Annotated in this window: 29 protein-coding genes and 1 pseudogene; 15 read left to right on the top strand and 15 right to left on the bottom strand. The window is 38.2% G+C overall.

Going from position 1 to position 26,335, the window contains the following annotated elements; genetic code table 11:
- Nucleotides 1–583 precede the first annotated feature (583 nt).
- Complete coding sequence (dnaN, locus tag MRY82_10515) at nucleotides 584–1,696, top strand: DNA polymerase III subunit beta (protein MCI5073352.1); 1,113 nt, start codon at nucleotides 584–586, stop codon at nucleotides 1,694–1,696.
- Nucleotides 1,697–1,968: 272 nt separating this feature from the next.
- Complete coding sequence (locus tag MRY82_10510; GenBank protein MCI5073351.1) at nucleotides 1,969–2,313, top strand: hypothetical protein; 345 nt, start codon at nucleotides 1,969–1,971, stop codon at nucleotides 2,311–2,313.
- A gap of 801 nt (nucleotides 2,314–3,114) precedes the next feature.
- Here MRY82_10510 and MRY82_10505 read toward each other — a convergent pair.
- A pseudogene (locus MRY82_10505) lies at nucleotides 3,115–3,249 on the bottom strand (prepilin-type N-terminal cleavage/methylation domain-containing protein).
- Nucleotides 3,250–3,605: 356 nt separating this feature from the next.
- On the opposite strand from MRY82_10505, the gene MRY82_10500 reads away from it, so the two are divergent.
- Nucleotides 3,606–4,658 (top strand): lytic murein transglycosylase, encoded by a 1,053-nt coding sequence (locus MRY82_10500; GenBank protein MCI5073350.1) that lies wholly within the window; start codon nucleotides 3,606–3,608, stop codon nucleotides 4,656–4,658.
- An 88-nt stretch (nucleotides 4,659–4,746) separates the two neighbouring features.
- Nucleotides 4,747–5,238 carry an HIT domain-containing protein gene (locus tag MRY82_10495; protein MCI5073349.1) on the top strand — a complete coding sequence of 164 codons (492 nt, stop codon included), beginning with the start codon at nucleotides 4,747–4,749 and terminating at the stop codon, nucleotides 5,236–5,238.
- Here MRY82_10495 and MRY82_10490 read toward each other — a convergent pair.
- Both MRY82_10490 and MRY82_10485 read right to left on the bottom strand, forming a co-directional pair.
- Complete coding sequence (locus MRY82_10490) at nucleotides 5,235–5,798, bottom strand: hypothetical protein (protein ID MCI5073348.1); 564 nt, start codon at nucleotides 5,796–5,798, stop codon at nucleotides 5,235–5,237. The genes MRY82_10495 and MRY82_10490 overlap by 4 nt on opposite strands.
- A gap of 51 nt (nucleotides 5,799–5,849) precedes the next feature.
- Nucleotides 5,850–6,455: a biotin transporter BioY gene (locus tag MRY82_10485; GenBank protein ID MCI5073347.1), complete on the bottom strand. Its 606-nt coding sequence runs from the start codon at nucleotides 6,453–6,455 to the stop codon at nucleotides 5,850–5,852.
- A 283-nt stretch (nucleotides 6,456–6,738) separates the two neighbouring features.
- On the opposite strand from MRY82_10485, the gene MRY82_10480 reads away from it, so the two are divergent.
- Complete coding sequence (locus MRY82_10480) at nucleotides 6,739–7,365, top strand: hypothetical protein (protein ID MCI5073346.1); 627 nt, start codon at nucleotides 6,739–6,741, stop codon at nucleotides 7,363–7,365.
- Between the two features lie 9 nt (nucleotides 7,366–7,374).
- Here the strand turns inward: MRY82_10480 and priA are convergent, their stop codons facing one another.
- The 5 genes from priA to dksA form a co-directional block, all read right to left on the bottom strand.
- Complete coding sequence (gene priA, locus MRY82_10475; GenBank protein MCI5073345.1) at nucleotides 7,375–9,801, bottom strand: primosomal protein N'; 2,427 nt, start codon at nucleotides 9,799–9,801, stop codon at nucleotides 7,375–7,377.
- A gap of 71 nt (nucleotides 9,802–9,872) precedes the next feature.
- A complete protein-coding gene (locus MRY82_10470) occupies nucleotides 9,873–10,445 on the bottom strand; it encodes a hypothetical protein (GenBank protein ID MCI5073344.1) in 573 nt (190 codons plus the stop codon).
- 104 nt (nucleotides 10,446–10,549) lie between these two features.
- Nucleotides 10,550–11,116 (bottom strand): hypothetical protein, encoded by a 567-nt coding sequence (locus tag MRY82_10465; GenBank protein MCI5073343.1) that lies wholly within the window; start codon nucleotides 11,114–11,116, stop codon nucleotides 10,550–10,552.
- Between the two features lie 185 nt (nucleotides 11,117–11,301).
- A complete protein-coding gene (locus MRY82_10460; GenBank protein ID MCI5073342.1) occupies nucleotides 11,302–12,177 on the bottom strand; it encodes a UTP--glucose-1-phosphate uridylyltransferase in 876 nt (291 codons plus the stop codon).
- A 128-nt stretch (nucleotides 12,178–12,305) separates the two neighbouring features.
- Entirely contained in the window at nucleotides 12,306–12,686 is a 381-nt protein-coding gene (dksA, locus tag MRY82_10455) for an RNA polymerase-binding protein DksA (GenBank protein MCI5073341.1), read from the bottom strand.
- A 257-nt stretch (nucleotides 12,687–12,943) separates the two neighbouring features.
- Between dksA and bcp the strand changes: the two genes are divergently transcribed.
- Nucleotides 12,944–13,402 (top strand): thioredoxin-dependent thiol peroxidase, encoded by a 459-nt coding sequence (gene bcp, locus MRY82_10450; protein ID MCI5073340.1) that lies wholly within the window; start codon nucleotides 12,944–12,946, stop codon nucleotides 13,400–13,402.
- An 11-nt stretch (nucleotides 13,403–13,413) separates the two neighbouring features.
- Complete coding sequence (locus tag MRY82_10445; protein MCI5073339.1) at nucleotides 13,414–13,923, top strand: DUF2628 domain-containing protein; 510 nt, start codon at nucleotides 13,414–13,416, stop codon at nucleotides 13,921–13,923.
- 14 nt (nucleotides 13,924–13,937) lie between these two features.
- On the opposite strand, the gene MRY82_10440 is transcribed toward MRY82_10445, so the two are convergent.
- Nucleotides 13,938–14,840 carry a hypothetical protein gene (locus MRY82_10440; protein ID MCI5073338.1) on the bottom strand — a complete coding sequence of 301 codons (903 nt, stop codon included), beginning with the start codon at nucleotides 14,838–14,840 and terminating at the stop codon, nucleotides 13,938–13,940.
- A 272-nt stretch (nucleotides 14,841–15,112) separates the two neighbouring features.
- On the opposite strand from MRY82_10440, the gene MRY82_10435 reads away from it, so the two are divergent.
- The gene (locus MRY82_10435) at nucleotides 15,113–16,276 is read left to right on the top strand and encodes a metallophosphoesterase (GenBank protein MCI5073337.1); all 1,164 of its coding nucleotides are present in this window, start codon (nucleotides 15,113–15,115) and stop codon (nucleotides 16,274–16,276) included.
- 28 nt (nucleotides 16,277–16,304) lie between these two features.
- Here MRY82_10435 and MRY82_10430 read toward each other — a convergent pair whose 3' ends face one another.
- Entirely contained in the window at nucleotides 16,305–16,961 is a 657-nt protein-coding gene (locus MRY82_10430; protein ID MCI5073336.1) for a hypothetical protein, read from the bottom strand.
- Between the two features lie 253 nt (nucleotides 16,962–17,214).
- Between MRY82_10430 and MRY82_10425 the strand changes: the two genes are divergently transcribed.
- Together MRY82_10425 and MRY82_10420 are read left to right on the top strand one after the other, a co-directional pair.
- On the top strand, nucleotides 17,215–17,739 hold the full coding sequence (locus MRY82_10425) for a hypothetical protein (GenBank protein MCI5073335.1): 525 nt from the start codon (nucleotides 17,215–17,217) through the stop codon (nucleotides 17,737–17,739).
- A gap of 39 nt (nucleotides 17,740–17,778) precedes the next feature.
- Nucleotides 17,779–18,270, top strand: a complete 492-nt coding sequence (locus MRY82_10420) for a DUF2391 family protein (protein MCI5073334.1) — start codon at nucleotides 17,779–17,781, stop codon at nucleotides 18,268–18,270.
- A gap of 169 nt (nucleotides 18,271–18,439) precedes the next feature.
- Here the strand turns inward: MRY82_10420 and MRY82_10415 are convergent, their stop codons facing one another.
- The 3 genes from MRY82_10415 to MRY82_10405 all read right to left on the bottom strand — a co-directional run bounded on the left by MRY82_10415 (nucleotide 18,440) and on the right by MRY82_10405 (nucleotide 19,533).
- Nucleotides 18,440–18,874, bottom strand: coding sequence for a hypothetical protein (locus MRY82_10415; GenBank protein ID MCI5073333.1), 435 nt, complete (start codon nucleotides 18,872–18,874; stop codon nucleotides 18,440–18,442).
- 127 nt (nucleotides 18,875–19,001) lie between these two features.
- Nucleotides 19,002–19,172 carry a hypothetical protein gene (locus tag MRY82_10410; protein MCI5073332.1) on the bottom strand — a complete coding sequence of 57 codons (171 nt, stop codon included), beginning with the start codon at nucleotides 19,170–19,172 and terminating at the stop codon, nucleotides 19,002–19,004.
- 163 nt (nucleotides 19,173–19,335) lie between these two features.
- On the bottom strand, nucleotides 19,336–19,533 hold the full coding sequence (locus tag MRY82_10405; protein ID MCI5073331.1) for a hypothetical protein: 198 nt from the start codon (nucleotides 19,531–19,533) through the stop codon (nucleotides 19,336–19,338).
- 297 nt (nucleotides 19,534–19,830) lie between these two features.
- Between MRY82_10405 and MRY82_10400 the strand changes: the two genes are divergently transcribed.
- The 5 genes from MRY82_10400 (at nucleotide 19,831) to MRY82_10380 (ending at nucleotide 24,762) form a co-directional block, all read left to right on the top strand.
- Nucleotides 19,831–20,355, top strand: coding sequence for a hypothetical protein (locus MRY82_10400; protein MCI5073330.1), 525 nt, complete (start codon nucleotides 19,831–19,833; stop codon nucleotides 20,353–20,355).
- Nucleotides 20,356–20,592: 237 nt separating this feature from the next.
- Complete coding sequence (locus MRY82_10395) at nucleotides 20,593–20,733, top strand: hypothetical protein (protein ID MCI5073329.1); 141 nt, start codon at nucleotides 20,593–20,595, stop codon at nucleotides 20,731–20,733.
- 52 nt (nucleotides 20,734–20,785) lie between these two features.
- Nucleotides 20,786–21,214, top strand: a complete 429-nt coding sequence (locus MRY82_10390; GenBank protein ID MCI5073328.1) for a hypothetical protein — start codon at nucleotides 20,786–20,788, stop codon at nucleotides 21,212–21,214.
- A gap of 18 nt (nucleotides 21,215–21,232) precedes the next feature.
- Nucleotides 21,233–22,576 carry an MFS transporter gene (locus MRY82_10385; protein ID MCI5073327.1) on the top strand — a complete coding sequence of 448 codons (1,344 nt, stop codon included), beginning with the start codon at nucleotides 21,233–21,235 and terminating at the stop codon, nucleotides 22,574–22,576.
- 47 nt (nucleotides 22,577–22,623) lie between these two features.
- Entirely contained in the window at nucleotides 22,624–24,762 is a 2,139-nt protein-coding gene (locus MRY82_10380; protein ID MCI5073326.1) for an AMP-binding protein, read from the top strand.
- A 239-nt stretch (nucleotides 24,763–25,001) separates the two neighbouring features.
- Here the strand turns inward: MRY82_10380 and MRY82_10375 are convergent, their stop codons facing one another.
- Nucleotides 25,002–25,628, bottom strand: a complete 627-nt coding sequence (locus MRY82_10375; GenBank protein MCI5073325.1) for a hypothetical protein — start codon at nucleotides 25,626–25,628, stop codon at nucleotides 25,002–25,004.
- 105 nt (nucleotides 25,629–25,733) lie between these two features.
- Nucleotides 25,734–26,219 (bottom strand): hypothetical protein, encoded by a 486-nt coding sequence (locus MRY82_10370; protein ID MCI5073324.1) that lies wholly within the window; start codon nucleotides 26,217–26,219, stop codon nucleotides 25,734–25,736.
- Nucleotides 26,220–26,335 lie beyond the last annotated feature (116 nt).

Genomic DNA, 26,335 nt, shown 5'->3' with positions numbered 1-26,335 from the left:
GTTTTATTATTTTTCATCTTTTCAGTATCTTACAAATCACCTACTTTATAAACCTTTATATATAATGGTTTAAAAATAATAGTTAATTTATTAACTTATATTTAATATTTTTTGAGAAGTATATTTTTAACATCTGGCCTAAACTTATCCCCAGAAGAAATAAAACTTTTTTCCAATAAAAAACCAACAATATCAATACAGTAGTTCATGAATCGCATTTTACTGTGGATAAGATGTTTAAAAGCTATGGATAAGTTTGGGATAAATAGGGGATAAGATAGTCATCAAGTTACTTATCCCTTCATTAGGCACAATAATCACATCTTTATTCACAGTAAAATTAGTTAAAAATAAACTTAATTTTAAATACTTAGCAAGAAGAATGAACTTATCCACAAGACTTACTATGATGATGATCTTTTATTTTATATCTATACTATTTAATCATTCACTTGAAACTCTGAAAACAAACTTAAAAAATTCTTAAGCTGAAAGTAAAATAAAACTACAAAAAGCCAAACAAATCATATAAGCAAAATGAATTAGAGCAAATTAATATCAATCAAGTTGAAGGATAACGCTTATGAAATGGACCTGTGAACAACAAAATCTAATGAAAGTCTTGCAATCTGTGGTCAGTGTCACCGAGAAAAAGACCACCATGCCTATTTTATCCAACATCATGTTGGATATCAAAGACAACAGCTTAACCGCTTATGGCACAGATTTAGAAATTTCTGTTGAAAGTTCATGTTCGGTTGACAATGATGTTCCAGGAAAAATCTGCACCTCAGCTCATACTCTAATTGATATTATTAAACAGCTGCCCAACAATACTGTTGAATTAGAAAAAGACGAAAAAGGTTGGTTGAATATTAAAAGCGGCAAAGCTCATTTTAGAGTGGCCAGCGTCGATGCTGCCGAGTTTCCTGAGATGCCGCGCAAAACAGATTTTACCTTTTATAAAGTCAATAAAGATACGTTGCTCAAAGGCATTGAATATACCTCTTACGCCATGAGTACTGATGAAGTGCGTGCCAATCTTAACGGTATTTTATTGGAAATCGGTAGCGACAAAAATTTAAACATGGTGGCCACCGATGGTCATCGACTGTCTTTGTACAAAAGCCCTTTAAGCAGTGAAGAAACCATGCAAATGGAAAAGAAAATTATTCTGCCACGCAAAGGCATTATGGAATTAAAAAAGCTTTTAGCTGAAGGTGAAGGCAGTGCTATCAATGTTTCTATTTCTCCAGCCACATGTGTGTTTAGCAATGACAGCAACACCATTTTTATGAAATTGGTGGTGGGTGATTTTCCGGAATATAACAAAGTCATTCCACAAGGTGACCGTAAGACTGTTATGGTACAAAAGAATGACTTAAAAGAATCGTTGAAACGCGTTTCCTTGTTATCTGAAGGCAAATCCAAATGCGTTAAGATGCAATTTAAAGCCAATGAACTGCATTTGTCTGCCAACTCTCCAGAACTGGGTGAAGCAGAAGAAGACATTGCCGCTGAATTTAACGGCGATGAAATGACCATTGGTTTTAATGCCAAGTATTTATTGGATGCATTATCTGTGGTCCAAACCGATAAGGTTAAACTAGAATTGGATCACAATCAAAGCCCCGGCGTGGTTAAACTTCCAGACACAGACAACTACGTCAGCGTCATCATGCCAATGCGGATTTGATGATATTTTAACATCGACTAGAATGATTTTTGTTTAAAGTATTATTAATGTGTTTTTTTAAAACTAAACCATATGAAAAAAAATATTAATACGAGCTTGGTTGACTCATGGGTCAATGTTATTCATTCTAATCGTCAATTTGAAGCGCTTCATGCTGAAGAAATTCCTGGTCTTCTTAAATCAGGAGATGGGAGTTTAAAAAAATAGATAACCCAAGGCATTATAGTTTTGAAAGTAATCTTTTTTCAAAATTACCCCCACTTTTTTCATACTTGTATTCATCGTATTCTTTTTTAAGTTTTGAAATCAATGAAATATGCTTTTGGGGAAATAGTTTAAATAACCAAGAGTATGATTTAGAAAATAAAATTTTTTCGGATACAATTTTGTATGAATCTTTGAAAAAAAAAGGAATGATTCAAATTGGTAGTTCAAAACATTCTTTTTATAATCCAATATGTTTTGATTTAAAGAACAAAAATAAAAATGGCGATGCGCAAATTATAGAAATAGACCACGAAAGAATTTTGATAAACGACGAGGTTCACATTACAAAAAAGCATTTTAAATCTTTTGAGGATTTACTTGTAAGTACCAACCCGCAAAACAACTTATAACAAAGGAAGTTATTTTTGGGGTTGCAAAGAACTGCAAAATTTTTGTAGAATGAGTAAAATATAGATGTTCTTTATTGGAACATGCCACAATTCTTCACACTGCCCTGGTGTTATAAAAGTTATTGGTGTGTTACTGAAATATTTATTTCATTCTCCCAAATTTTCAGTGTAAATTCCATCGGTACCTTTTATATCGCCGCTAACAGTATCAATATAAATGCCTCGAGTCAGATAGGTAAGTTTATTGCTTCTTGAAAGAGGATCAATAAAATCTGAAATTGCAACTGAATCATCGTTATCCATATTAAAATCTCCATCTAAATCGGAGATTGCCCAAATTGAAGAAGTGGTATGAACACTTCTAATGGATGATGATGCATTTTTTCCTTCAGCGGATAGATCTGCTAACAGCTGATAATCATTAGGGATTAAATGATAAACAAAGGACATCTCACTATTTGTTCTGTAGCGGTAATAATCTTGAAAATAATTACTTAATAAAGAAACACCTATACCATAATCTGAAGGTAAAGGATCCTTTGTAGTTCCACAATTGAATCCAGCATTACTAAAACTAGGACTAGAGCTTACACCCTGGCTGGGCAATAAAACACTATAATCAACATAAGCTTTTACTTTTCCCGGCATGTTTGGATCATTACTGGGCCATCCTGAAATCTTTCCAAATTTGTTTGCTTTGACACATTCTTTAAGTTCACCTGTATCTGAATCTTTAACCATAATGGCAGATGTTTGAGCGTATGTTGCAGCTCCATCAAAAATTTTTCGCACCATTCCATAAGCCTCAGAAACTTTAGAATTTATGATGTATTTTTGATAAGCAGTGATGGATACTGCAGCTAAAATACCAATAATAGCAACTGAAATCATCAGCTCAACAAGCGTAAAACCAATTGTTTTTTTAGGAGAATTTATCATATCTTCTCTCAATTATAACATAGGCTTTTTTGTTCTAAAAATTTTAGAATAAATATCAATAGTTAACCTATAGTATTCCGAAGACAGCTACTTTAATCTAAACCTAATTTGCATAAATTAAATTCAGTCGACTGTCCCCGGAATAAAAAAGAAAAAGAATTTCGTGCCACGAGTTTGGGCCGTTTACGGCCCGCTGTTTGAGTGGGTGGGTAAAAATCTTTTTTTAACTTTTTTAATTATAGTTTTAAAGATAGCTTATTTAAAAATACTATAAAAACTAATTATAGCTATATAAACGTTTTTGCTTTGTTGATTTTGACGACTTGCGCTAAGGATTCTTTATGACGGTGGTGATGAGATTCTTTTTAGGTTTGTGGGTTTGTTTATTTCATGTTCAAGCTGCTTGGTCGCAAGATAGGTCTTCAGACAAGCCAGCCTTTATGCAGTGGACGGAAAATATTCAGATAGATCCAGACTTATGGGCCGAGGCATTAGAAAAAGTTCGTGAAAAACTCAGCAAGAAACGCTCTGGCAACAAGCATGCAAACAACAATGATATTTATGATTTAAGCTGGTTGAATGACATCAATGCTGAAAACTTAGAGTTTCAAAGCTACGCCATTTGGATTGATTTAAGCATTGGGGCTAAGTTTAAAGATAGAAACAGAGGTTTGGACAATGTCTTGGCCCGTTTGCAGTCGGATACGTCGATTCAAGCCACCGAAGCTTTTTTAGAACAGCATTGCTATACTTTATCAGACATGGAGAAAAACTGCGGCGTTGAAGCACCCTTCATTGGCGGAATTGTATCCATTGAGTCTTTTTTTGGCAGTTATGAAGGTGTGGTTAAGTTTCCAACCGTAGCCACCTTAGCCAGCTGGATTGCTCTGCTGGACCAAGATTTTAGAAATCATGTATTGCAGCAGTATTACACCGCAATTGATTTAAATCATGGTTTTGCCAACAACCTGACCGATAAAACCTTTGTTAAAGGCTCTAAGTTTGTAAGCAAAAGCATATGGATTTCACGCGCCAAACGTAGAGGAGAAAAGTCGATTGTTCAGCTGCGTGACTTAATGAACATTGCGCAAGATAAGGACTGGTCTACCACAACCTTCATAACCATAGAGGGTTCATGGGTGGGCGCCTTTACCCCCGTTCAATTCATGCCCTCCACCTTGCGTGGCATCCTTACAGAAGATGATGCCTTTGACCCCAACAACTTAGACGATATGATTCCCTTAGCTGGGCGCTATTTATCCAAGTCCTGGGGAGAAAGCGAAGCAAGAAAAGACTTTGCCATCAAAACCTACAACAGCCCAACCTGGTATCGAGAACACGTGATGACCATAGCCAAAGCGGTGTATGAGCGCTGGCAAGAATTGTCAAAAGAAGATCAAAACTAGCCTGTGCACATTCAGTTTTAGCATTAAAGGTCTTACTCTCTTCAAAAAGCTTATTTATTAAACGCTTAAGATAAGATATAGGCAAACAATGCAACGTTTATTCACCCCTTGGCGTTTGGATTTTATTAAGAACAATCCACACAAACGAAAAAATCATAGCTGTATTTTTTGTGGCATCATTGAAGATGATTCAAAAAACGATGCACAAAACTTGGTCTTGCATCGGGGTGAACACAGTCTTATTATTCTTAATAAATTCCCTTACAGTTGCGGACACACCATGGTTATTCCCTATCAGCATGGCGATGATTATTTAGCTTTATCGCAAGATTGTCATTATGAAATGCAGGATTTTATTGCCCAAAGTATCAAAGCTTTAAAAAATAAAAGCAGCATGGATGGCTGCAATATGGGCATGAACATGGGCAAAGCCGGTGGCGCCGGCATTCCGCAACATTTGCATTATCATGTGGTTCCGCGCTGGGTGGGGGACAGCAACTTTATGCCCATCATTGGCGAAACAAGGGTATTGCCAGAAACCCTAGAGCAGACCTATCAAAAATTAAAGCCAGAATTTTAAACGTTTTGTAAAGGTATGCCATGGCTTTGAGGAACAGGTGCCAAACAGTTGGATTGAAATAAACCCATAGGATGTGTTCCTAAAGCGCCTTCTGGAATAGCTTTTCCAAGTTTATCAAAATGCTCAAGCCAATGCGGGTGAAAGGTTTGTGTGTTTTTATCTTTAAAGGTCATCGGCTGTTGCTTAAAGTACTGTGGAAATAAATATTGGATCAGGCTGCTGCAATAAAAAGCTTTGTCTGTATTTCCTGAAAAATCAAAATCATAGCGTTTTCCAAGTTGTGTGAGAGCTTTTTTTAAAGCCAAGGTCTTTGACCGTGAATTTAAATGCTTTATACGCATCACTTGAACGTTTTGACCAGAACTTAACAAAGCAGACAAAGCAATTTTTTCCACACCGTGTGGGTCTACAGCATGGATCAAATGAGCATCAGATATAAAAAACGCAACATGGTTGAACTCGGCTTCATTTAATACTGAGCGTGAAGCCACAATGGCCTCACCTGTGAGGCCCAAACGTTTTTGAAAAAGCAAGTCAGCAGTTTGAAATACAAGGTTCATGCTACAAAAAAAGTACCCAAAGGTAGCCGGTACCTTTGGGTACTTTAGGGTTTATTTAAAACGTTTGACCAAAGCCCATGTGGGTGACAGTACTGCTAAAATGGCCAAAGTTTTTACGCATAGACCAGGAATAAAAGGAATCAAGCCCCAGCTTAACAAAGGTTGATCAAAACCAAAATACAAGCCCAAGCCCATTAAACCAAAGGCAAAAATGACTGCATGCCCCAAGGTGATGGCCAAGGCCAATTTGATGGGGTGCTTGTCATAGCCTTTTTCTGCAAATAAGCCACTGAGCAAAGAAGCCGCTAAAAATCCAAACAAATAACCACCAGAGGGGGAAAACAAGTGGATAAAGCCACCGGCACCGCCGGCAAAGACGGGTAAACCCAAAGCGCCTTCTGCCAAATAAGTCAAGGTGCTTAAAAATGCCAGACGGCTGCCAAAGCATAAGGAAATTAAAATCACAGCAAAGGTTTGGCCGGTGATGGGCACGGGATAAAAAGGAATTTCAACATAAGCACTGGCAGCCATTAACAAAGATCCCACAACAATCAAAGTCAGCTGACGCAACAAACGCTCGCCTTGAGTAAAGGCATCTGTGTGCCACAGGACATCAATTAAGGGGGTTGACGGTGAAATCGTGGAAGGTTTGTGCATAAAAAAACTCCTTGTTAAAAAGAATGGTTGTTTGCTTGTGTGGCCTATTTTAAAACAGACTTTGTACAAACATGTCAAAAAATTAACTCTATTTTATTAAAGGGACAGCTACCTTTATTCAAAGGAGAGGTGCCTATATTTTCAACGCAATTAAGGTAGCTGTCCCCGTATTAGAGCATTGATCAAGATGTCAGGCCTGAAATAATAAGACAAAATATGTTTTTGACAAAAATTGCTGTTTTGCGTAAATAATAAAAATAAAGTTTTTTAGGGGAGAATACAAATGAAGCATTTAAAATTAAAACTAAGTATTTTGGCTATCTTATGCGCTGTAAGCAATTCTTGGGCGCAGTTGGTTAATCCAAGGTCTGTTGAAAAAATAGAGATCAACGATGTGGATGTTAATTTTTGGACCTTGTTTCATGATGGTCATATTTTTATGCAGCGTCATGATTCACGTCATATTCTTCCAATAAAAGCAGATGGAAAACAAAAACACTCAGAGGAAGTTGTTAAGGTCAGCAACAATGATTATTACATTGATGAAGTGGTTTATTACCGCAGGCGAGCAGCTTATCAAATTAAATATCTAGAGAATATGAGTAAAAAAGCTTTGAATATAGATCTAGATAACTTTTTAAAAGAAGAGATCATTCCTAACACAGAAGCATGTCCAAAAGCTTACGCAAGAGTTTTTGTTTTACCAACGGAGATGATGATGTCCGGTACAGCAGAAAGAGATTTTCCTAGTCGCTTGGTGTTTGAACCGCTTTCTTTTCAGTACAACAGCCAATACGGCTTGATTTTTAAATACAAAAACTATGAGTTACCTTTACAATCCTTTGTTCAAGGACTGAATCAAAACAACATTGTCTTTATTGAATATTATTGTAAAGCCAGAATTAGCTAAGCAGCTTATTTATAAAAAATGATAAGGGTCAATGTCCATATGGAGATTGACCTTTTTATTTTGAGCCAAAGCCAACTTAGCGGCATGGTGCAGTTTTAAAGCAAAGTCGTGCAGGGTGTTCTTGTTTTTGGCTTTGAGCAAAAATTGAAAGCGGTAAACCTTGTTTATTTTTTTTAAAGGGGATGGTGCCGGTCCCAAAAAAGAAAGATCTACGTTTAAATTGCTTTGCCACTGTTGAGCCTGTTTGCCCAACCACTGCGCTGTGTGTTGGCAGAGCTGCTCTTCTTTACTACTGATGTTAAACAATACCATGTGCTCAAAAGGTGGATAAGCCAACTCTTGTCTAAATTGAATTTCTTGTTGATAAAAACCAGGGTAATCTTGTTGCACAGCATGTTTAATGGCGTAATGATCAGGCTGCATGGTTTGAATTAAGGCTTTGCCTTTAAACTGCCCTCTTCCACTGCGGCCAATGACCTGGGTTAACAAAGCAAAGGTGGTTTCTGCCGCTCTAAAATCTGGAAAGTGCAAACTTTGATCGGCCAACAAAACCCCAACCAGCGTTACGTTTTCTATATCCAAACCTTTGGTCACCATTTGTGTGCCCACCAAAATATCAATTTGACCGTAGGCCAATTGTTGCAACAAGTCTTTATGGGCATTTTTCTTTTTTAAAATATCTCGATCCATGCGCGCTATGTTGGCATCTGGAAAGTAGCGCTGCAATTCCAGCTCCACCGCTTCGGTTCCTAGGCCCAAGTGAATGACTTTGCCCTGTTGGCATTGGCCACAGCGGCTTTGTTTGGGTTTGCTAAAGCCACAGTAATGACACTCGTAGCTTTGGCTTTTTTTATGGTAGGTTAAGGCCACACTGCAATGCTGGCATTTTTGGCTTTCACCGCAACTGGTGCATAGAATGATGGGAGCAAAGCCACGCCGGTTAAGAAAAACAACCGACTGCTGACCTTTTTCCAAAGTTTCTTGCAGAGCCGTTTTAAGTTTTTCAGAAATCAAGCCTTTTTCACCAAAAGTTTTAAATTCATGTTTGATGTTAATGATTTCGGTGTCAGCCAGTTGGCTGTTTTGATGGGCACGGTTTTTTAACTCTATGTATTGTACTTGTTCCGATGTACTGGCATAAAAACTTTCCATGCTGGGCGTGGCAGAGCCCATCAGCAAAACGGCATCATGGTCTTTGCCACGCTTTTGCGCCAAATGTTTGCAGTGGTATTTTAAACCTTCGTGCTGTTTGTAAGAGCTGTCATGCTCTTCATCTAAGATAATAAGGCCAATGTTGTCCAAAGGTGAAAACACAGCACTGCGTGCCCCAATGACAACGGTTGCTTCTTTGCGAACAATTCTTTGCCACTGGGTCAAACGTTCACTGGCGTTTAAAGCGCTGTGCAATACGGCGACTTGATCAGCAAAGCGGGCTCTGAATCTTCCAATAAACTGCGGTGTCAACGCGATTTCTGGAACCAAAGCCAATACTGTTTTGCCTTGGGCTAAGGCCGCTTGAGCACAGTTTAAATACACTTCGGTTTTGCCGCTGCCTGTTGGACCATAAAGTAAAAACTCTTCATGAGTATTATTTTTGATCGCTGCGTTGACCTGATCCACGGCTTGCTGCTGATCTTGATTGAGCTGATGCTTGGGGGCATGCATAAAGATATCGTGACTCTTTAAATTCTTAAGCGTTTTTTCTTCATGCAGAATACCTTTTTGAACCAGGTCTTTTGCCGTTTGCATAAGTTTTTTATCCACCTGTGCAAGATCTGTTTTGCTGATGATCACGCTTTCATTTAAAAAAAGGTCCAAGAGTTTTTTTTGATTCTTACCCAAGCGGGGAAAGGCTTTGACCGTTTTGGATAGAGAATAAAAACTTTCATAATGCTCTTTGGCTTTATCGTTTTGCAAAGTTTGCTCAATGCGAATCCAAGCTTCTTTGACCAAGGTATTTAAAGCTTTTTGACTTTTGGGATGTTGACGCAAAAAGTAAGAGTAGTCTAGGTTTTGTCTTCCATAAAGATGCTGCCACACGTTCTGAACATCTGTTTGTGGGTGCACGACGTCCGTATGAAGAACCGTAATTTTACGCTTGCTTTGTTTGAGCAATCCTGGGGGTAAAACGCAGTTTAAACTGTCTCCCAAAGAAGCACCATAGTGCTGACTCAGAAAGTGAACCAACTCTATTTGTTCGGCGCTGAGCATGGCTTCAGGGTCAAGAAAAGAATGAATGCTTTTATAGCGACGCTTGCTCTCTTGATCTTTTTTAGACAGAGCTCGCGCACTGGAAAAGACAAAGCCGGTCAAGGTTCTATTGTGAAAAGGAACCAGCACCCTTTGCCCAAGCTTGGGCTCCAAACCTTCAGGCACGGTATAAGTGTAGGTCTGATCCAAAGGTAGCGTCAGCGCTATGTCAACCAGCTGTGGCACAGTAGGTGTTATATACTAAAAAAGCCCTGCTGTGCAGGGCTTAATGAAGTTTATCAATCAAAAAATTTTGCTTATTGTTTTTCAAAAACGCATGAGATCGTAGGCGCAGTTCTGGAACTGTAAGTGACTTTTAAAGTATCGCTATCTGTAAAGTATTGATACTCTTCTTTGATCTCATCTCCAAACTCATTGATGACACGGGTTAAAATTAAATCTGCTTGATTGAATGATCCCGTGACTTTGTATTTTCCCGTTGTGGTTGCACCGGTCCTACCATCTCTTAAAGGAGGATTATATGTTTCCACCAAAGTCGCGTCGTACTCAACGCTACCCAAGATAGTCTCATCAAGATTAGTACTGTTGTTTTTAGTTAAATCAATTCCTACAATGCGGGTTCCGATATTGGTTTGGCCTACATAGGGTGAAGAGAACACGAAGGTCCTAAACAAAATTTCATTGCAGTCACTTTGAGCTTGATACGTACCGTAGAAATTATTCAAAGCTTGAAGAATGTTTGTGATTGCCGATGAACTGTACATCATTGTAGTTGACGTATATTTTGGATTTTCCAAGTTAAGTGTAGACGTATTCTGTGCAAACACGCTAAAGCTGATCAATATTAATATTAAAACTATTTTTTTCATTTCTTCCCTTTCTACATCGTTGATGTGTTGCAAGCATAACTAAGAGATTAAAATGAAAAAGTCAAGGCTATATAGCGCGACGCATTGACCTTGATGATTTTAAATTAAGGCTGGACAAATCGTTCATAACGGCAGTCAATGCTGCCCAGTTGATTGGAATCATAGACCACGTAAAGGCCTTGATCGGTTAACTTATAGGTTTCTTCAATAAGATGGCCCATCATATCAATGCTCTGCTTCAATGTTGACGCGCTTTGATCATAGCTTCCCTTTGTTGAAAATAAAACCTTACTTGTTGTGGGAATTCCATCTTTATATTCGGTTTTGGTCATATGCTTGGTCACCGTTCCGATGATGGTATTTTCTGAACTGGCCTCAGAGCCTTTGCTTATGCCTATGCTGATAAAAGATTCATTTTTTTCATTGCATTCAATCAAGGCTTTGCTGAAAGTGAGCTGTTGAAAAGCAGCGTTGCACTCGTTGCTGGGTGAATAGGTCCCATGAAAAAGGTTGAGAAACTGCGCCAAGCTGCCTAAGGCGTCATCGCTGAGATTTAGAGTATCTGATGTATAAGTGACGGAGTTAACCTTTAGCTGATAGGGTGCTTGCGGCGCCTGCTGTGCAAAGCACATGCTCCAAGCCAACATCACGGCGATTCCTAAAGCTTTCATGCCCGCTCCTTACTGTAAATTCAACTCGCTTAAAAACTATTCAATTCTTGGCTTAAAGTCAACTGCAAATAAAGTCTTTGTTTTATACAGCTTTACGTTGAATAGAGAATTTAGTTTTTTTTATACTGATGCAGAATTGTCATGTGCTAAAAAATATGTCGTCCTATAACAAGGTATAGATATATTCAAAGCGCGTTCCGAAGATTTTGAATGATATCTTTGACTTGAGCGCTGTAGCCAGAATTTTCTTCTAAAGCATACATGATGTTGGCTTCAATAAAACCATGCGGTTGACCGGTATCCAAGCGTTTGCCAGTAAAACTATAGCCATACAAACCTTGTTCTTTGGCTAGAGTTAATAAAGCATCTGTCAGTTGAATTTCTCCCAAGGCACCTTTGGGCTGGTTTTGGATGTAAGTAAAAATGCGCTTATCCAAAATGTAGCGACCAATGATAGACTCTTGGCTGGGAGCCTCCTCGGCTTTGGGTTTTTCAACCATCTCTTCCACTTTAAAAGTCTTTTCTTCCACCTGTGGCCCAGCAATGATGCCGTATTGATGAACTTTCTCCATGGGCACATGCTCTAAAGCTAAAACCGAGGCTTCATACTTTTCAAAGCAAGCTAACATTTGTCTAAGACATGGTGTGGAATGCAAAACCAAATCATCGGGTAAGGCCACGACAAAATAGTCTTCATTTATTTTTTCCTGGGCACATAAAATAGCATGGCCTAGTCCTTTGGCCTCATGTTGAAACACATGGTCAAAATTGACTTTGCCCTGATAGGCGGTGACAGCCTGCAAGATGTGTTGTTTGTCAGGGCTTTGCAAAGCCTGTTCAATGCGTTCGTTGGCTTTAAAATGATCTAAAATCGCCATTTTGCTTGGGTGTAAAACAAAGATGATTGTTTCTATACCACTGGCCACCAGCTCATCTACGACGTATTCAATGGCGGGTCGATTAACAATGGGCAACAGTTCTTTGGGGGTTTGTTTGGTGGCGGGTAGAAACCGGGTGCCAAGACCCGCAGCAGGAATAACTGCCGTTTTAATCTTTGTCATAGCTAAAGCTTTTACAATGAAAAATGACAATGGTCAAAAGCCTGCTTTAAATTAAGGGAAACAACAGGTTTTAAAGAATTTAGAGAGCCGTTGTAAAGACTCTCTAAAAGGCTTGAATACTTAATGGATTAGCCAACCATTTTGGCTTTGCGTTCCATTTCTTCCATATCGGTTTTGCACTCAATGCATTGTGTGGTTTCTGGACGGGCTAAAAGACGGGCTTCAGCAATAAGGTCACCGCAAAGGTCACACACGCCATAGCTGCCGTCATCTATTTTGGCAATAACCGAGTTGATTTTCATGATCAATTTTCTTTCACGATCACGCACACGCAGCAAAAAATTTCTGTCCATTTCAGCTGAGGCTTGGTCAGTCATATCCGCATAATGTTCCTGCGATTCTGTTAAATCTCCCATGGTCTCAACCGCTTCATTCACCAAAGTCTTCTTTTTTTCTAAAAGTACTTTACGAAACTCTTCTAATTTTTTTTTGCTTAATTTTTTTGCCATTGTTCTTCTCCTCGGACAAATTTACTTGCGGTCTATACATGTACTGCTAAAGCAAGGCAAACATAAAGGGTTTATCTTATGTTTTATCAACCAAATCAGCAATACATCTTAGCATAGAAAGCTCAAACTGTGAGAAAAAAATTGAAAAAAATTATGGTCGCCTGTTATAGTTGAACCAAGTTTCCTTGGACCATGCTTGACCTTAGAAGAAAGAGGAAAATATAGAACTTTAACGGAACAATGAAGAGGTGAAAATCATGCTAGAGGTCGGAAAAAAAGCCCCCAATTTTAAATTACCCAATGAACAGGGAGAAGTGATTGCTTTAAGCCAATATAAAGGTAAAAAAGTTTTATTGTATTTTTATCCCAAAGACAGCACGCCTGGCTGTACCAAAGAAGCGCAAGGCTTTACTCAATTGTACAAGGAGTATCAAAAACTGGGTTACACCATTTTAGGGGTGAGCAAAGATTCACAAGCGTCTCATCAAAAATTTATTGATAAATACGATATTGGCTTTCATTTGTTGGTGGACAAGGACAATGAGTTGGCCAAGAGCTTTGGTGCCTTTGGCGAAAAAAACATGTACGGTAAAAAAGTCATGGGAGTAATTCGCAGCACATTTTTAATTGATGAACAGGGAAAAATAGAAAAAGCCGTTAAAGTCACCCGCGCAGCGGAACATCCGCAAAAATTATTGGATGAACTCAAACAGTAAAGGAAGCAACTATGAAATTTAACTCTAAAGACACCAGCCTATGGATTGACCGTGAGACTTTTGCTTTGTACTGTGGTGAAGGATCAGACAAGTTGCTAGACTTTTATGATAAGGCCAAAGACAATGAGAACATCATGACTTTCAGCGCCAACTGGGGAGCCTTCTTTTTCTTACCCTTCTGGTTAGGTTTTAGAAGACAATGGACCATGTATTTTTCACTACTGGCCGTTTTTTCACTTTTGCCTTTTATTGAGGCCTATTTTGCTTTACGTTCCATTAAAGCAACGGGTGTAACCATAGCTTTGGCTTTTTTTTGCAACGGTTTTTTGTTGAACAGGGCCTGTATACAGTTTTATAAACTTAAAGAAAAACAGTTGAATATTGAAGAAATCCGAGCCCAGCTTAAAAACAAAGCTGCTAAGTCTTGGCCTTTGTCGTTGTTGGCTGGCTTTGGAATGATGGTGGTTATTGTGTTTATGTACGCAGTGGCAGAAAGTTTATTTGGACCCATTCCAGAATAAAGCTTAAAAAATTACTAAAAATCAGCAATATCAATATAGATATCTGGCTTGGTAACTTCTAAATCTTCATCAAAGCTATGGCTTGTGCCTGTAGAGGGCTTTGTTTGAGAAGCTGGTTTATCTCGCTTGCCAAAGTTGTTGCGCATGCTTTGCGCGCCTGTAGGTAAACAGTGGTATACATGGGCCAATTTTTTCATCTCCATCATGCTTTGAGCGCTGATACCGCTAAGCGAGATCAGTTCATCACTTTTGGTTTTACGCACCCAAGTGATGGAGGGAACCCCAATGCCAAAAAATTTTCGGATGTCTTCAGCATGAATACTCGGAGTCCGTTTCATGGCTCGATAAAACTCAACAATGTTTTCAATGGCTTTTCTGTAGCCTCTGTAATCCAGTTGAAAAGTTGTTTGAATATCTTTATAGGCTTCCAAAATAACATTTTTAAGCTGATCAATGGCGTGTTGATCAGACTCACCTAAAATCAAAAACATGAGCGATCTAAAAAAAATCAGCTCTTCAGCGTGTTTGGTCAACTGCGCTTCTTCTAATTTAGGAATCAATGAAGAAATCATCATTTCTATGATTTCAAACACTTCAGCCGATTCTTCACCTTTAGACAAGGCTTTCATGTAACGGGCTAGTGGGTTTAGGTGCACGGATAAAGCCGCCAATAAAGTCTCTTGCATGGCCAGCATGGCTGGAGAAACTGGCGCTTCCATGTTGGCAAAGGTTGGGTGGTAGGTGTCGTGGGGAGGGACCAAGAGCTCTTCATCAAATGTGGTTGGGGACAGTTCATCGGCGAGAGCCTGATCGATGTCATCCCAGAACGCATCTTCTAATTGATCCAATTCTTTAAGTTTGTGATTGTGCTCCATGACCTGATAGGCGTCTTGAGTTGGAATTTTATCTTTAGGCATAAGCACACTCCTTGAAAGGTTTGTTGGGTTTATGCGACATACGGTCTGAGGTGGACTTAGAAAAAGGGCAAAAAAACAGAGCCATGCACAATAAGGTAAAAGCCGCAACAACCACCAGTGTCATTCTAAATTCAACAACTTATATTTGTCAAATAATTATAATCAAGTTTTATGATTTATTATGCATGTGAGGCCTGTAAAGCAGATCATGTTGAATAATTAATTTGCACATAAAGATCGACGAATGCAACATAATGTGAAAATGAACGGCTATGAAACTAAGACTCCCAGCAATTGTATGGGTTTTTATCAGTGTCTTGTTGGCGATTCATGCTTATTTGGCCTGGAAAATTATTTTTGCCCCTAAATTAGGGACTGTTTGGCAATGGACTTTAAGTCTGGCTTTATTGTTCCTGTTTTTGACCATGTTGAGCAGGCTCAGTTTGTACCGGCGTATTCCCAAAAGTTTACACCGTATCCATGCATACCTGGCTTATTGCTGGATGGGCCTGATGTTTTTTTTGTTGGTGGGTTTTATTTTGTGTGATCTGGTTTTTATCTTACCGGTATGGGCAGCAGAAGGAGTTTTTTTAACCGGCTCTGACCAAGCTTATTTTAAAATGATGATTGTGGTCAGTTTGGCTAGTGTGATTAGTCTCTATGCCTATGGGCAAGCCAAGCGGGGCCCAAAAGTTAAACAGCAAAACATTATTTTATCCAAACTGCCCAAAGCTTTGTGTGGCTTTAAGGTTGTACAAATTTCAGATCTGCACATAGGGGATATCATTCAAGAAGCCTATATCAAGCAAACTGTTTCTCTGTGCAATGCACAAAAGCCTGATCTAATCGTAATTACGGGTGACTTGGTGGATGCGCCTGTTGAACAACTTGCACCGCTCGCACAAGAACTAAAACACCTGTCTGCCAAACATGGGGTTTATTTTGTGACCGGCAACCATGAGTATTATGCTGGGGCTCAGGCTTGGATTGATTATTTAAAGACACTGAACATTCACACCTTGCGCAATACGGCTGTTGAAATTGCTGATGGAAAGCATAGTTTTAACTTGGTGGGGATTGATGATGTTTCTGGCGGTAAGTTTATTCCCGGTCATGGACCACAGCTTGCTAAAGCTGTTGAGCATTGTCAAAAAGATAAAGTTAGCATCCTTTTAGCGCATCAGCCTAAATCGATTGTGGATGCGGAGAAACATGGCATTGACTTACAGCTCTCAGGGCATACGCACAATGGTCAAATTTGGCCTTTTCAAATGTTGGTGGCTTTAGATCAACCTTATCTTAAAGGGCTTTACCAGCACGGCAACATGCAAATTTATGTCAATCCGGGTACTGGCTTTTGGGGGCCGCCCATGCGCTTTTATGGCCGTTCAGAGATAACCAGCATTGAGCTCTTGAATAAAACCAGTGCCTATTAGATACGGTTTTTTACTATTGAAAGATCACTTATTCTGAAGCATGCACACTGCTGAAAGCTAGTTTTTTGCCTAGACAATAAAAAGGTGGGGGAATATCAATATCCCCTACTTCAATAAACTCACAGCTGTCTGGCAGTTTTTCCGAGCTCCCACCGTTCCATACCGGAAGATCATCTTCAAAGGAGTTGCATTGGGCTGAGCTTTGACGAACCTGTAAGTATGTCCCAGGCGCATAAGAAAAATCAAAGCTTAAGTGAGTTTTGGTCCAGCTCTGCGTATTTGCTGAATAGCGTGCGACTACACGCGACATGCGTTTAGCATCTTCATCGATGGAACTTTTAACACCGGTCCATACCCGTTGATCAGCATTGTCTTGAGGCAGGTTTTTTTGACCCAAGTAAAAACGGTCTTCGGATGTGGTATCGGTATGAATCTTAAAGACCCCCACTGATTGATTACCCATATGAAATTGCGTGGTATAGGTAATAACAAAAGTATCTCCCAAACTTAAAGGGCAATGCTTATTGGTGTCCGTGTCTATAACTTCATAAGAGCCTGTCAATTGTTTGATAAATTGTTCAGTGGGTACATCCCCTTTAACAAAAGAGGCACGATTTTGGGCAAAGCCTACAAAAGCAAGAGTGCTTAAAGCAAAAAAACAGTTTCTAAAAAGCGTTAAATTCATAAGCTATGACATACTAAGTCATGTTTAGTCTGTCAAAGACAAAAACATAGACTTAAAAATGCTGCTTAGAATTGAACAAACAAAAAAGTATAAACATTTTATTTGCTTCATGCATGTGCTAGCCTAGCATGAATGAATCAACACAAAACCACAGTCTTAAAACAAGAAAGGCTTAAAAAAGTTCAAACGCTCAGTAGCGTAAAAAAAGAAACTGAAGATAAAGAGGCTTCTCAATAATGCATGAAGGTAGACCATGATTGTTTATCAAACTTTATTTTTAGGGCTGACAGTGTTGGTTGCATTGACCAGTTTACTACTGTTTGAAACTGAACTTGGCTTGTCTTTAGACTGGTCATTGAAAAATCTTGCTGGACTTTTAATCATAATCAACTTTATTCTTTTACTTGTGGGTCTTTTTAAAGACGTTAAACAAAACAAACGCAGCCTGGGCCGTGCTTTTTTATTGAGCATGGTCACAGGTTTCATATTTAGTGTAGCTCAGGCCATGTTGGCTTTGGGCTATGCAAGCTTGTACAATGGGTTTTTTTCTTTGGGTCAACAAACACCTTTGATTGGAAAAATTATTAAAAAAGAAAGATCCTTGGTGAGTAATAAAAATGGTGAAAACTATCAGTATACAATGAGCATAAAAACAGATGAAAGAATTGTACAATTCAATGTAAGCAGTCAACAGTGGAACAGGGTTAAGCTTTCTAAGCGATACAACAGCAAGATGTACAAAGGTGCTTTAGGGTTCTATTACAAAAAAAACTTTTAAATGTGTAATGAGCAAGCATAACAGCAAAAGGTTTTTTATATGTCTAAACATAAAACAGAAGTAAAACGCATCAATGGCTATTTAAAAGAAGTGACGACTTTTTTTGATGCCAGTGGCAAACCCATATCGCATGTGATTAATCCTCTCATGGTTGAGCTTAAGCCTCGGGATATTTTACAGCTCTTTGTGGGCTCTTTGTTAATTTCCTCTTCTCTATGTTTTACTGAGGAAGTATGGACTTTAAGCATTGAGTTAAGTCAAGAAAAAGTCATGAGTTTATTTTTGGTCTCGGTGCTGGTGATTACCACCTTTATTTATTACAATTTTTATCGTTTACGTTTGAGAGGCCATATCATTGAATTTTTTAAACGAGTGCTTGCCACCTATTTGATTTGCTTAAGTTCAGTGACTTTTGTTTTGTTTTTGATTGATAAACTGCCCCTAGACCAACCCATCATAGCACTTAAAAGAGTCATCATCATTGCCTTTCCCAGTTTATTTGGTGCGGTTATTTCAGATCAACTCAAGTAATAAGTAATATACGTGTATCAAAACTTTATCTAAATGATAGAACAAGCCAAACACAGTTGAACGTTTAAACAATCTCGCTCAGTTTACTTTAGATTATGGCATCAGCACTGAAGCAGGTGTTTTTAAAAATCAATGTTTGGCTGATGCCCATGCGCAAATTCAATAAATTTTATATTAAACGCTGTTGCTTAAATTTATCAGGGCTTTTAGATTTGATACCCTTGACCATAAGCTTAGTGACTAAAAATACACTTACAATTATAGTTTCGACCATGGTTAGCATATACAAAGCTTTTATGGCCTCATAATGACCTGAGCTGTACTGCACAAGGCTGGTGATATAAAAATAAGCATGAATCAACAAGACTGCAAGAGCAAAACTATTGGCTATTTTTATAGAAGGCTCGCGGCGGATAAACTCATATGAGACCAGTCCTACAGTGCCAATGCAATACAGCCAATACATGGAGAGTGAGAGTCCTAAACTGCTTTTTAAAATATCTTCTGCGTAAAAATTACTCAATAAAAATAAAACTGCCCAAGCGATGAGCCATTGAGTAAAACTTATTTTCTTTTCTTTATATATAGGGATTAAATGTCTCATGCCTAAAGGTTTAACAACCCAGGATGAATAGAAGCTGAATAAAAAAATTAAATGTAGAATAAATATTGGAACACTGGCTTTAAATGTTGCTCAGAAAATCAGGTCGTATAGAACAAGGTATTAAAGCTTAACAACGGTCTCTAGGAGCATAGCCTTTTCTTTTTTCAATTTCTTTATCGGTTTTGCTGTTTCCTAGATTTTCACGCTGCTGTTCATCAACAATGCCCGGCTTTTCATTGGGCAGTTGATCTTCTTCATCGTTATTGTCAGTGTAAGGTTTTTGTGAATGTTCATTCATATATAACTCCTTGTCTGGATTAAAAGTGCAAAAGCTTGCAATAATATAGGCTTGATTTGAACTTAAGATAGATTGTTTTATGAAAGCTTGTCCAATCGGGCTTAAGCGCTCAGTTCTTTAGTTTTATATAAAAAAACCTGTCTTTATACAATGCTAAGCACCATCAATTCAGACGATTTTTTTCTTTTAAAACCGTTAAATAAAAGCGCTGTATTTGGGTGGGTTTTTTAAAGGCAGCACTCTTTTTTATATCAAGAGAATCAGTCTCCTTAGCCTCTGAGTGTTGTGAATTGTTTTCCAGTTTATGGGCTAGTTTTAATTGTCTGTTGTAACGGTATTTTAGTTCATTGCATGCTTTCATTATAAACCTCCTTGTTTATTTAATAAACAACGTACGCAGGATAAGACAATTAAAATACAAACTTTAGTTAGGCCTAAAAAAGCTTAGGCTACTATTTTATATCGATGACAAACGGTCTAACCGGTCACATTCAGATTCAAAAGCACGTAAGGACCGTAATTTTAATGCAGCGTTAAAACTAAGTTATTTTAAATTCTCAAAAAATCATAAAAAATATTTATTTTATAATAACTATTATTAACTTTTATAATGTTTGGTTGTGGTGTATGAAAAATTTCTAAACTTGAAAGGGGTTTTATGAAAACATTAAAATTATTAATTGTTATGGGAGTTTGTTTCGGTTCTTTAAATCTATACGCGCAGATTGCGGCTAAAATGGACGTATTGTATCCTGTTGACGGGCGTGAAGCTTCTAAAACTACTAAATTTTCAGAAGAGTCAACAAACAGCTCTATGCTTGAAACAAGTCTCCAATTGGCGTCTGATACTGTCAATGTAGATTTAACTGTTTTTACCGACCAAGGTTTTTTGTACAACGACTACTATTTGTCGGGCACTATAAATTTCAATCAAATCAGTAGCAGTATTGAACAAACATACATTGAAAATGGTACTGAAATTGAAATGCCAAATGGTCTTGTGATGTACGTTGAAATATTAGATAATTTCAAAGGTACAGCAAAAATAACTCGTGATAGACGAGAGTTAGACAGGACAATCCCTGCAGGCTACCATAAAGACGGCAAGAAAATTTCAATTAAGATTATTGATAGCATTGAAAGAATTGTTTTAACTGGAAGTAAAAAAATCAACGGTTCTTGATATTTAAAACCAAAGAGTTCCAATAAAAAGGTAAGCAGGAATACCTTTTATTTAGAAGTGACTTGAAATAAACACAAAAGGCCCACGTTTAACCGTGGGCCTTTTTTTTGCTAGAATTTAAAAGATATTAAACGTTTGAAAAGCAAAACAATACCTTGACTTAAATTATCCTCAGCTCCATAATTTGACATTGTTCAATTAATTTTGAATGCGAAGAATGTTTCATAATGAGAAGAAATGATCATACATGGCATTTGTCAACTGGGACTTACTGGCAAACTCGAAGCCGTGGGGGCTGAATCCATTGGTCAAATGACCGATCTATTGATCAATCAAATCTTGCTTGGTCTTAAACATTTAAATGAGGAGAAGTGCTAAAAGGCAGCCGCTACCTTTTAGTGTAGCATTAAAAATTTGATGCTGAATTATTATGATTAAAAATACATGGATCAAAATTATGCCTTTTATACGGTGGGTCAGCCTTTGGCTTATTCCTACCCTTGGAGTCATCTTATACGCAAAAATATCTCTTGGAGAAGAGTGGGCAAATATTTTTATTGTAAATGTATTATTTTCAATTGTTACGCTTGGAGTGATGTCTTATGTATGGATCATTAAAGAATCATCGAAGCTTATAAGAGTCACTTTTTCATGTCTGATTATCACCATTCACTACGTATTATGTATGCTGAGCTTTGCAGGCTATTGGTACTCATTGAATGATGCAATCATTGGGCTTTATATTTATACATTTATAGAGGGTTTAATTTTAGCAATTTTAATAGTAGCCAAGCTATTCAAGCCATGGGTAGAAAGAAATATAATTAACGAGTATAAACGGAGTACCTTTTCTTTTTGATTAATTCAAGGACCAAGAATGAAAAACTTAAATCATCTTTTGTATACCAAGCGATTTTTACCCTTGTTCATCACCCAGTTTTTTGGTGCCTTCAATGACAATGCCTTTAAAAATGCCTTTTTGATTTGGTTCACCTATGACATGGCCAGCAAAAGTAGCATGCAACCGGCAACACTGGTGAGCCTGGCGGCGGGTTTGTTTATTCTCCCATTTTTTTTGTTTTCTGCCATGGCCGGACAGATTGCCGATAAATATGAAAGAAGCAAGTTAACCCAAATTATAAAGATGATTGAAATCGCTTTGATGTGCGCCTGTGCGCTTTGTTTTTATGTGCAAAGTGTTGAGGGCTTGCTGATTGTTTTATTTTTTATGGGAATGCAGTCCACTTTTTTTGGCCCCATCAAATACAGCTTATTGCCAGAACATTTGCATAAAGATGAGTTGTTGGCTGGCAATGGCTTGATAGAAATGGGTACCTTTTTAGCCATTTTGTTGGGCACCCTGTTTGGCGGTTTGGTGGTAAGGACTGACAATGGTTTGATCTGGATTTCTATTTTTGTCATTGTGTTTGCAGTAACAGGCTGGTGGTCAAGTAGGAGCATTCCAAAAGCTCCAGTGGGCGATGAAAAACTAAACATTAACATCAACATCATCAAAGCCACCTGGTCCATCATGCAGTACGCCAAGCATGAGCGCACGGTGTGGCTGTCTGTTTTAGGTGTGTCTTGGTTTTGGTTTATTGGCTCTGTGGTGTTAACGCAATTGCCCACCTATGCCAAAGATGTGATTGGTGGCAATGAGCATACGGTCACCTTGTTTTTAACTTTGTTTTCAATTGGCATTGGCTTAGGGTCAGCCTGGTGCAACAAACTGCTCAAAGGAGAAGTCGATGGTAAGCTGGTTCCTTATGGTTCTGTGGGCTTGAGTTTGTCTATTGTGGCTTTTGTCATCAGCTCTTTGTTTTTTGCTGTAGAGCGCATGCATTACTTGGAGCGGGTGCTTGAGTATCAAGATAAACTGTTGAGTTTGTCAGAGTTTTTTGCTGTCGGTTTAAGCAGCTGGGGTATTGTATTGAGTTTGTTGAGTTTGGCGATATGCGCTGGCCTGTACATTGTTCCCTTGTATGCGATTATGCAGGACAGAACAGAAGAAACGTTCATGGCCAGAGTCATTGCCGCTAATAATGTGGTCAACGCTTTGTTTATGGTCATGGCCAGCGTGTTGATGCTGATTTTGTTTGCGTTGAAGGTTAGTTTACTTCAGCTGTTTTTAATTTTGGCTGTGACCAACATTCCAGTGTACTTTTTGATTAGAGACATCGTTAAAAAAAGACTGAAACAAGAAGGTGATAGCAAAAAATAAGCCACACAAAAGGTAGGCCGTAGCTTTTGGACAACAAAGGAGACTTTATGTTGAAATTATTTTTAAAAACCCTGTTTAAATTGATTTATCGGGTGGAAGTCACGGGGATAGAAAATTTTCATAGGGCAGGTTCGCGAGTATTGATTGTGGCCAACCATCTATCTTTCCTCGATGCCATGTTGATCGCTTTGTATTTACCAGAAAAACCCATGTTTGCCATCAACAGTCAGGTGGCCAATGTTTGGTATTTTAAACCCTTAATCAACCTGGTTAAAGTTTTTCCCATTGATCCCAGCAGTGCCATGGCCACACGCAGTATGATTAAGGAACTTAAGAAAGATGAAAAGTGTGTTATTTTTCCAGAAGGAAGAATCACAGTCACCGGCTCTTTGATGAAAATTTACAATGGACCCGGCATGATTGCCGATAAATCTGGGGCCATGATTTTACCGATCAGAATCAACGGTGCGCAGTACACCCTATTTTCTAAACTTAAAGGCAAAGTTCGCAGACGATGGTTTCAAAAAATCACATTGAATATTCTTGAACCTTGCACCCTAGACATTGATGAAAATATCAGAGGTAGAAAACGCCGACAATTTGCAGCCATCAAATTGTACGACATCATGAGCAGAATGGTCTTTGAAACATCCGATTATGAAAAAACTTTGTTTGAATCCTTGATTGATCAAGTTAAATTGCATGGCCGTAAAAAAATTATAGCAGAAGACATCAATCGAAAACCCATGAGCAACGGCAGTTTTTTAGCAAGAAGTTTTATTTTGGCTGAGGCTCTAGAACAACCCTTACACAATGATATTTATGTGGGTTTGATGATGCCCAACATGGTGGCTACAGCGGTGAGCTTTTTTGCCATGCAGGTCAACAACAAAATTCCAGCCATGATTAATTTTTCTACCGGTGTTCATAACGTACTATCCACCTGTGATACCGCGCAAATAAAAACCGTCATCAGCTCTCGCAAGTTCATAGAGCAAGCCAAACTTAGCTCATTAATAGAAGCCATAGAAGAGCACGGTATCAAGATGCTTTACTTGGAAGATGTAGCTCAAAGCATTGGCATGATTAAAAAATTAAAAGGCTTGTTAAAAAGCTTTTTTGCAGCATCTTTTTACCATTGGAACAATGTTCACCATGCGGATGATGCTGCCGTGGTTTTATTCACCTCTGGTTCAGAAGGAACGCCCAAAGGCGTTGTTTTGTCGCATAAGAACATTCAGGCCAATCGTTTTCAAATGTCTTCACGGGTAGATTTTGGTCCGGATGATTTGGTGTTCAATGCCCTGCCCATGTTTCACTCTTTTGGTTTGACTGGAGGTACCTTGATGACCATGCTCAGTGGCGTAAGAATTTTTTTCTATCCTTCGCCTTTACATTACAGAATTATACCCGAGTTGGTCTATGACACCAATGCAACCTTGATGTTTGGTACCGATACATTTTTATCTGGCTATGCGCGTTTTGCCAATCCCTATGATTTTTATGCCGTAAGGTATGTGTTTGCTGGAGCAGAAAAACTTAAAAAAGAAACCCGCAAGCTGTGGTCAGAAAAATATGGAGTACGAATTTTAGAAGGCTATGGTGCCACAGAAACCTCGCCGGTGTTGTCTGCCAATACGCCCATGCACAATAAATCTGGAACGGTGGGAAGAATATTGCCGGGCATTGATTATCGTTTGGAAGATGTACCTGGTATAGAAGACGGCGGAAAACTTTTGGTTAAAGGTCCCAACATCATGAAAGGTTATTTGCTGGCCAATAAACCAGGTGTTATTCAAGCACCCAAAGATGGTGAGTACGATACCGGGGATATTGTCAGTTTTGATGAAGAAGGCTATGTCAGCATAGAAGGCAGGGCCAAACGTTTTGCTAAAATTGCTGGAGAAATGGTGTCGCTAACGGCGGTAGAAACCTTTGTCAATCAACTTTGGCCCAAACATCAGCATGCCGTGTTATCCATACCGGATATCAAGAAAGGAGAAGCTCTATTGTTGGTGACCAATCATAAAAAAGCCAACAAAGAAGACTTGCGCAATTATGCCAAACAACAAGGTTTAGCAGATTTATCCATTCCCAAAAAAATCATGCACCTGGATAAACTCCCTTTACTGGCCACCGGCAAAACCGACTACGTTCTGTTGCAAAAACAGCTTTTGGAAAAGTAGTTAAAGATAGAAATATTGTATAGTTTGAATAAAATAAATATCATGTAGCCCATGCATATTCATCAAGTTAGGTTTGGTTAGGGTATGGGTATATTAGATGTTTTTATCATTACATTAATTTATATCATGGCGATACATTCAAGCGTATCAGAAAATTACATCAAAATGCTTTTGACGCTAAAAAACTTAATTCAGATTATTAAAGTAACCATGGTTTGTATGAGCCTAGAGCACTTACTTTATGGTCTGTTTATTGAAGGGCAAACCTGCGGAGCATACTCAAGCAAAGCATCCATAAAAGCAACACCGTATTTGTGTTTATTGCTTGTCCTCCAAAGAAAGGAAGTATAGTTATCCGGATAATGAAACCTTGTCTTGCTATTTTGTCTAATTATTGCAACGGGTTCACTGATTTCACCAGGAATATAATCTATAGTTGTAGAGGCAAGGGGCAACTCAGCATTTTGCAAAAACAAGCCATTGGGCAGCTCTGAATAAGTTTTTTTTTCAAGGGTATAACAAGTATAAAAATGGCGTTCAAAAATCACGATGTCGTTATACTGGTTCAATTGACAAGTGATAAAATTGACACTGGATAGTCTTGCGGAAGAACTTTCACACATTTGTGCAACAACATTTTCAAGAGTAACATTGAAAGTAATTGAAAAAACATTTTCATTGGTGTTTAAAGTGCTATCAACACTTGTAGGATAATAGGCATTCAGGTCTTTGTCCAACACTGCAAAGGTCTCAGTATTACTTTGATAGTAATCTGAGTATTGATCGGTTTTATCAAAAATCTGCGGTTGACTTTGTGAAAAAGATAGTCCCACAAATAACAATAAACTATAAAGTGCACACCTCATAACGATCACGTAGCAGATAAAAAAACGCATTGCAACATTTTTTTGATGGTAAAAAAAGCTTAAAAAAACTTGGGCTCGTTTAAGAGCCCAAGAAGGATGCTTAGGTTACATGTTACCTCTAGGGTAAAAGTAATCATTGTTTTTTTTGACAGGCGGCTTTGCAAGGGTCGATTGTTTTTTTGGAATTTTAATCCAATGTTCCCATGACACGGGCTCTGAACTTTCCTGGTCTACTGCATTGACCACAGTATTTTGCAAAGCGGTAATGCTATAATCTTGAGTAACAATAACTTCACCGCCTCTATTGAAAAGTTGTTTTGTATACTTTTTGCTCTCACCTTGAGTCTGACCATAGACTTTGTAAGTCTGACACAATGTATTGTTAGTGTTATGTTGACTTCCCTCTTCTTGTTTTAAAGATTCAAAGTAAAACATACACTGAGTGCCATTGTGTAAAAGCAGCAGAACATTGTAGCCATGCCCATTCTCTTTAACAGCCAACCAGTTAGGATCAGAAAAAAAATACTTTTGTGCTTTAGCTTGTGTGCAAAAGCATCCTAATAATAATGATAAACTTATAAGTTTTTTCATAATAAACTCCATAAAAATAAATTAATTGAATTAAAAAAATAATGTGAATGTGTGGGGTAAAATAATATCTGGCGTTTAAGCCAGACGGATAAAACGAGCGTTACGGAAACTGTTTA

Source organism: bacterium, from assembly GCA_022763185.1.
Taxonomy (GTDB): Bacteria; Bdellovibrionota_G; JALEGL01; order JALEGL01; family JALEGL01; genus JALEGL01.
The sequence above is the reverse complement of the archived record's forward strand: the minus strand, read 5'-3'. Positions and strand labels throughout refer to the sequence as shown.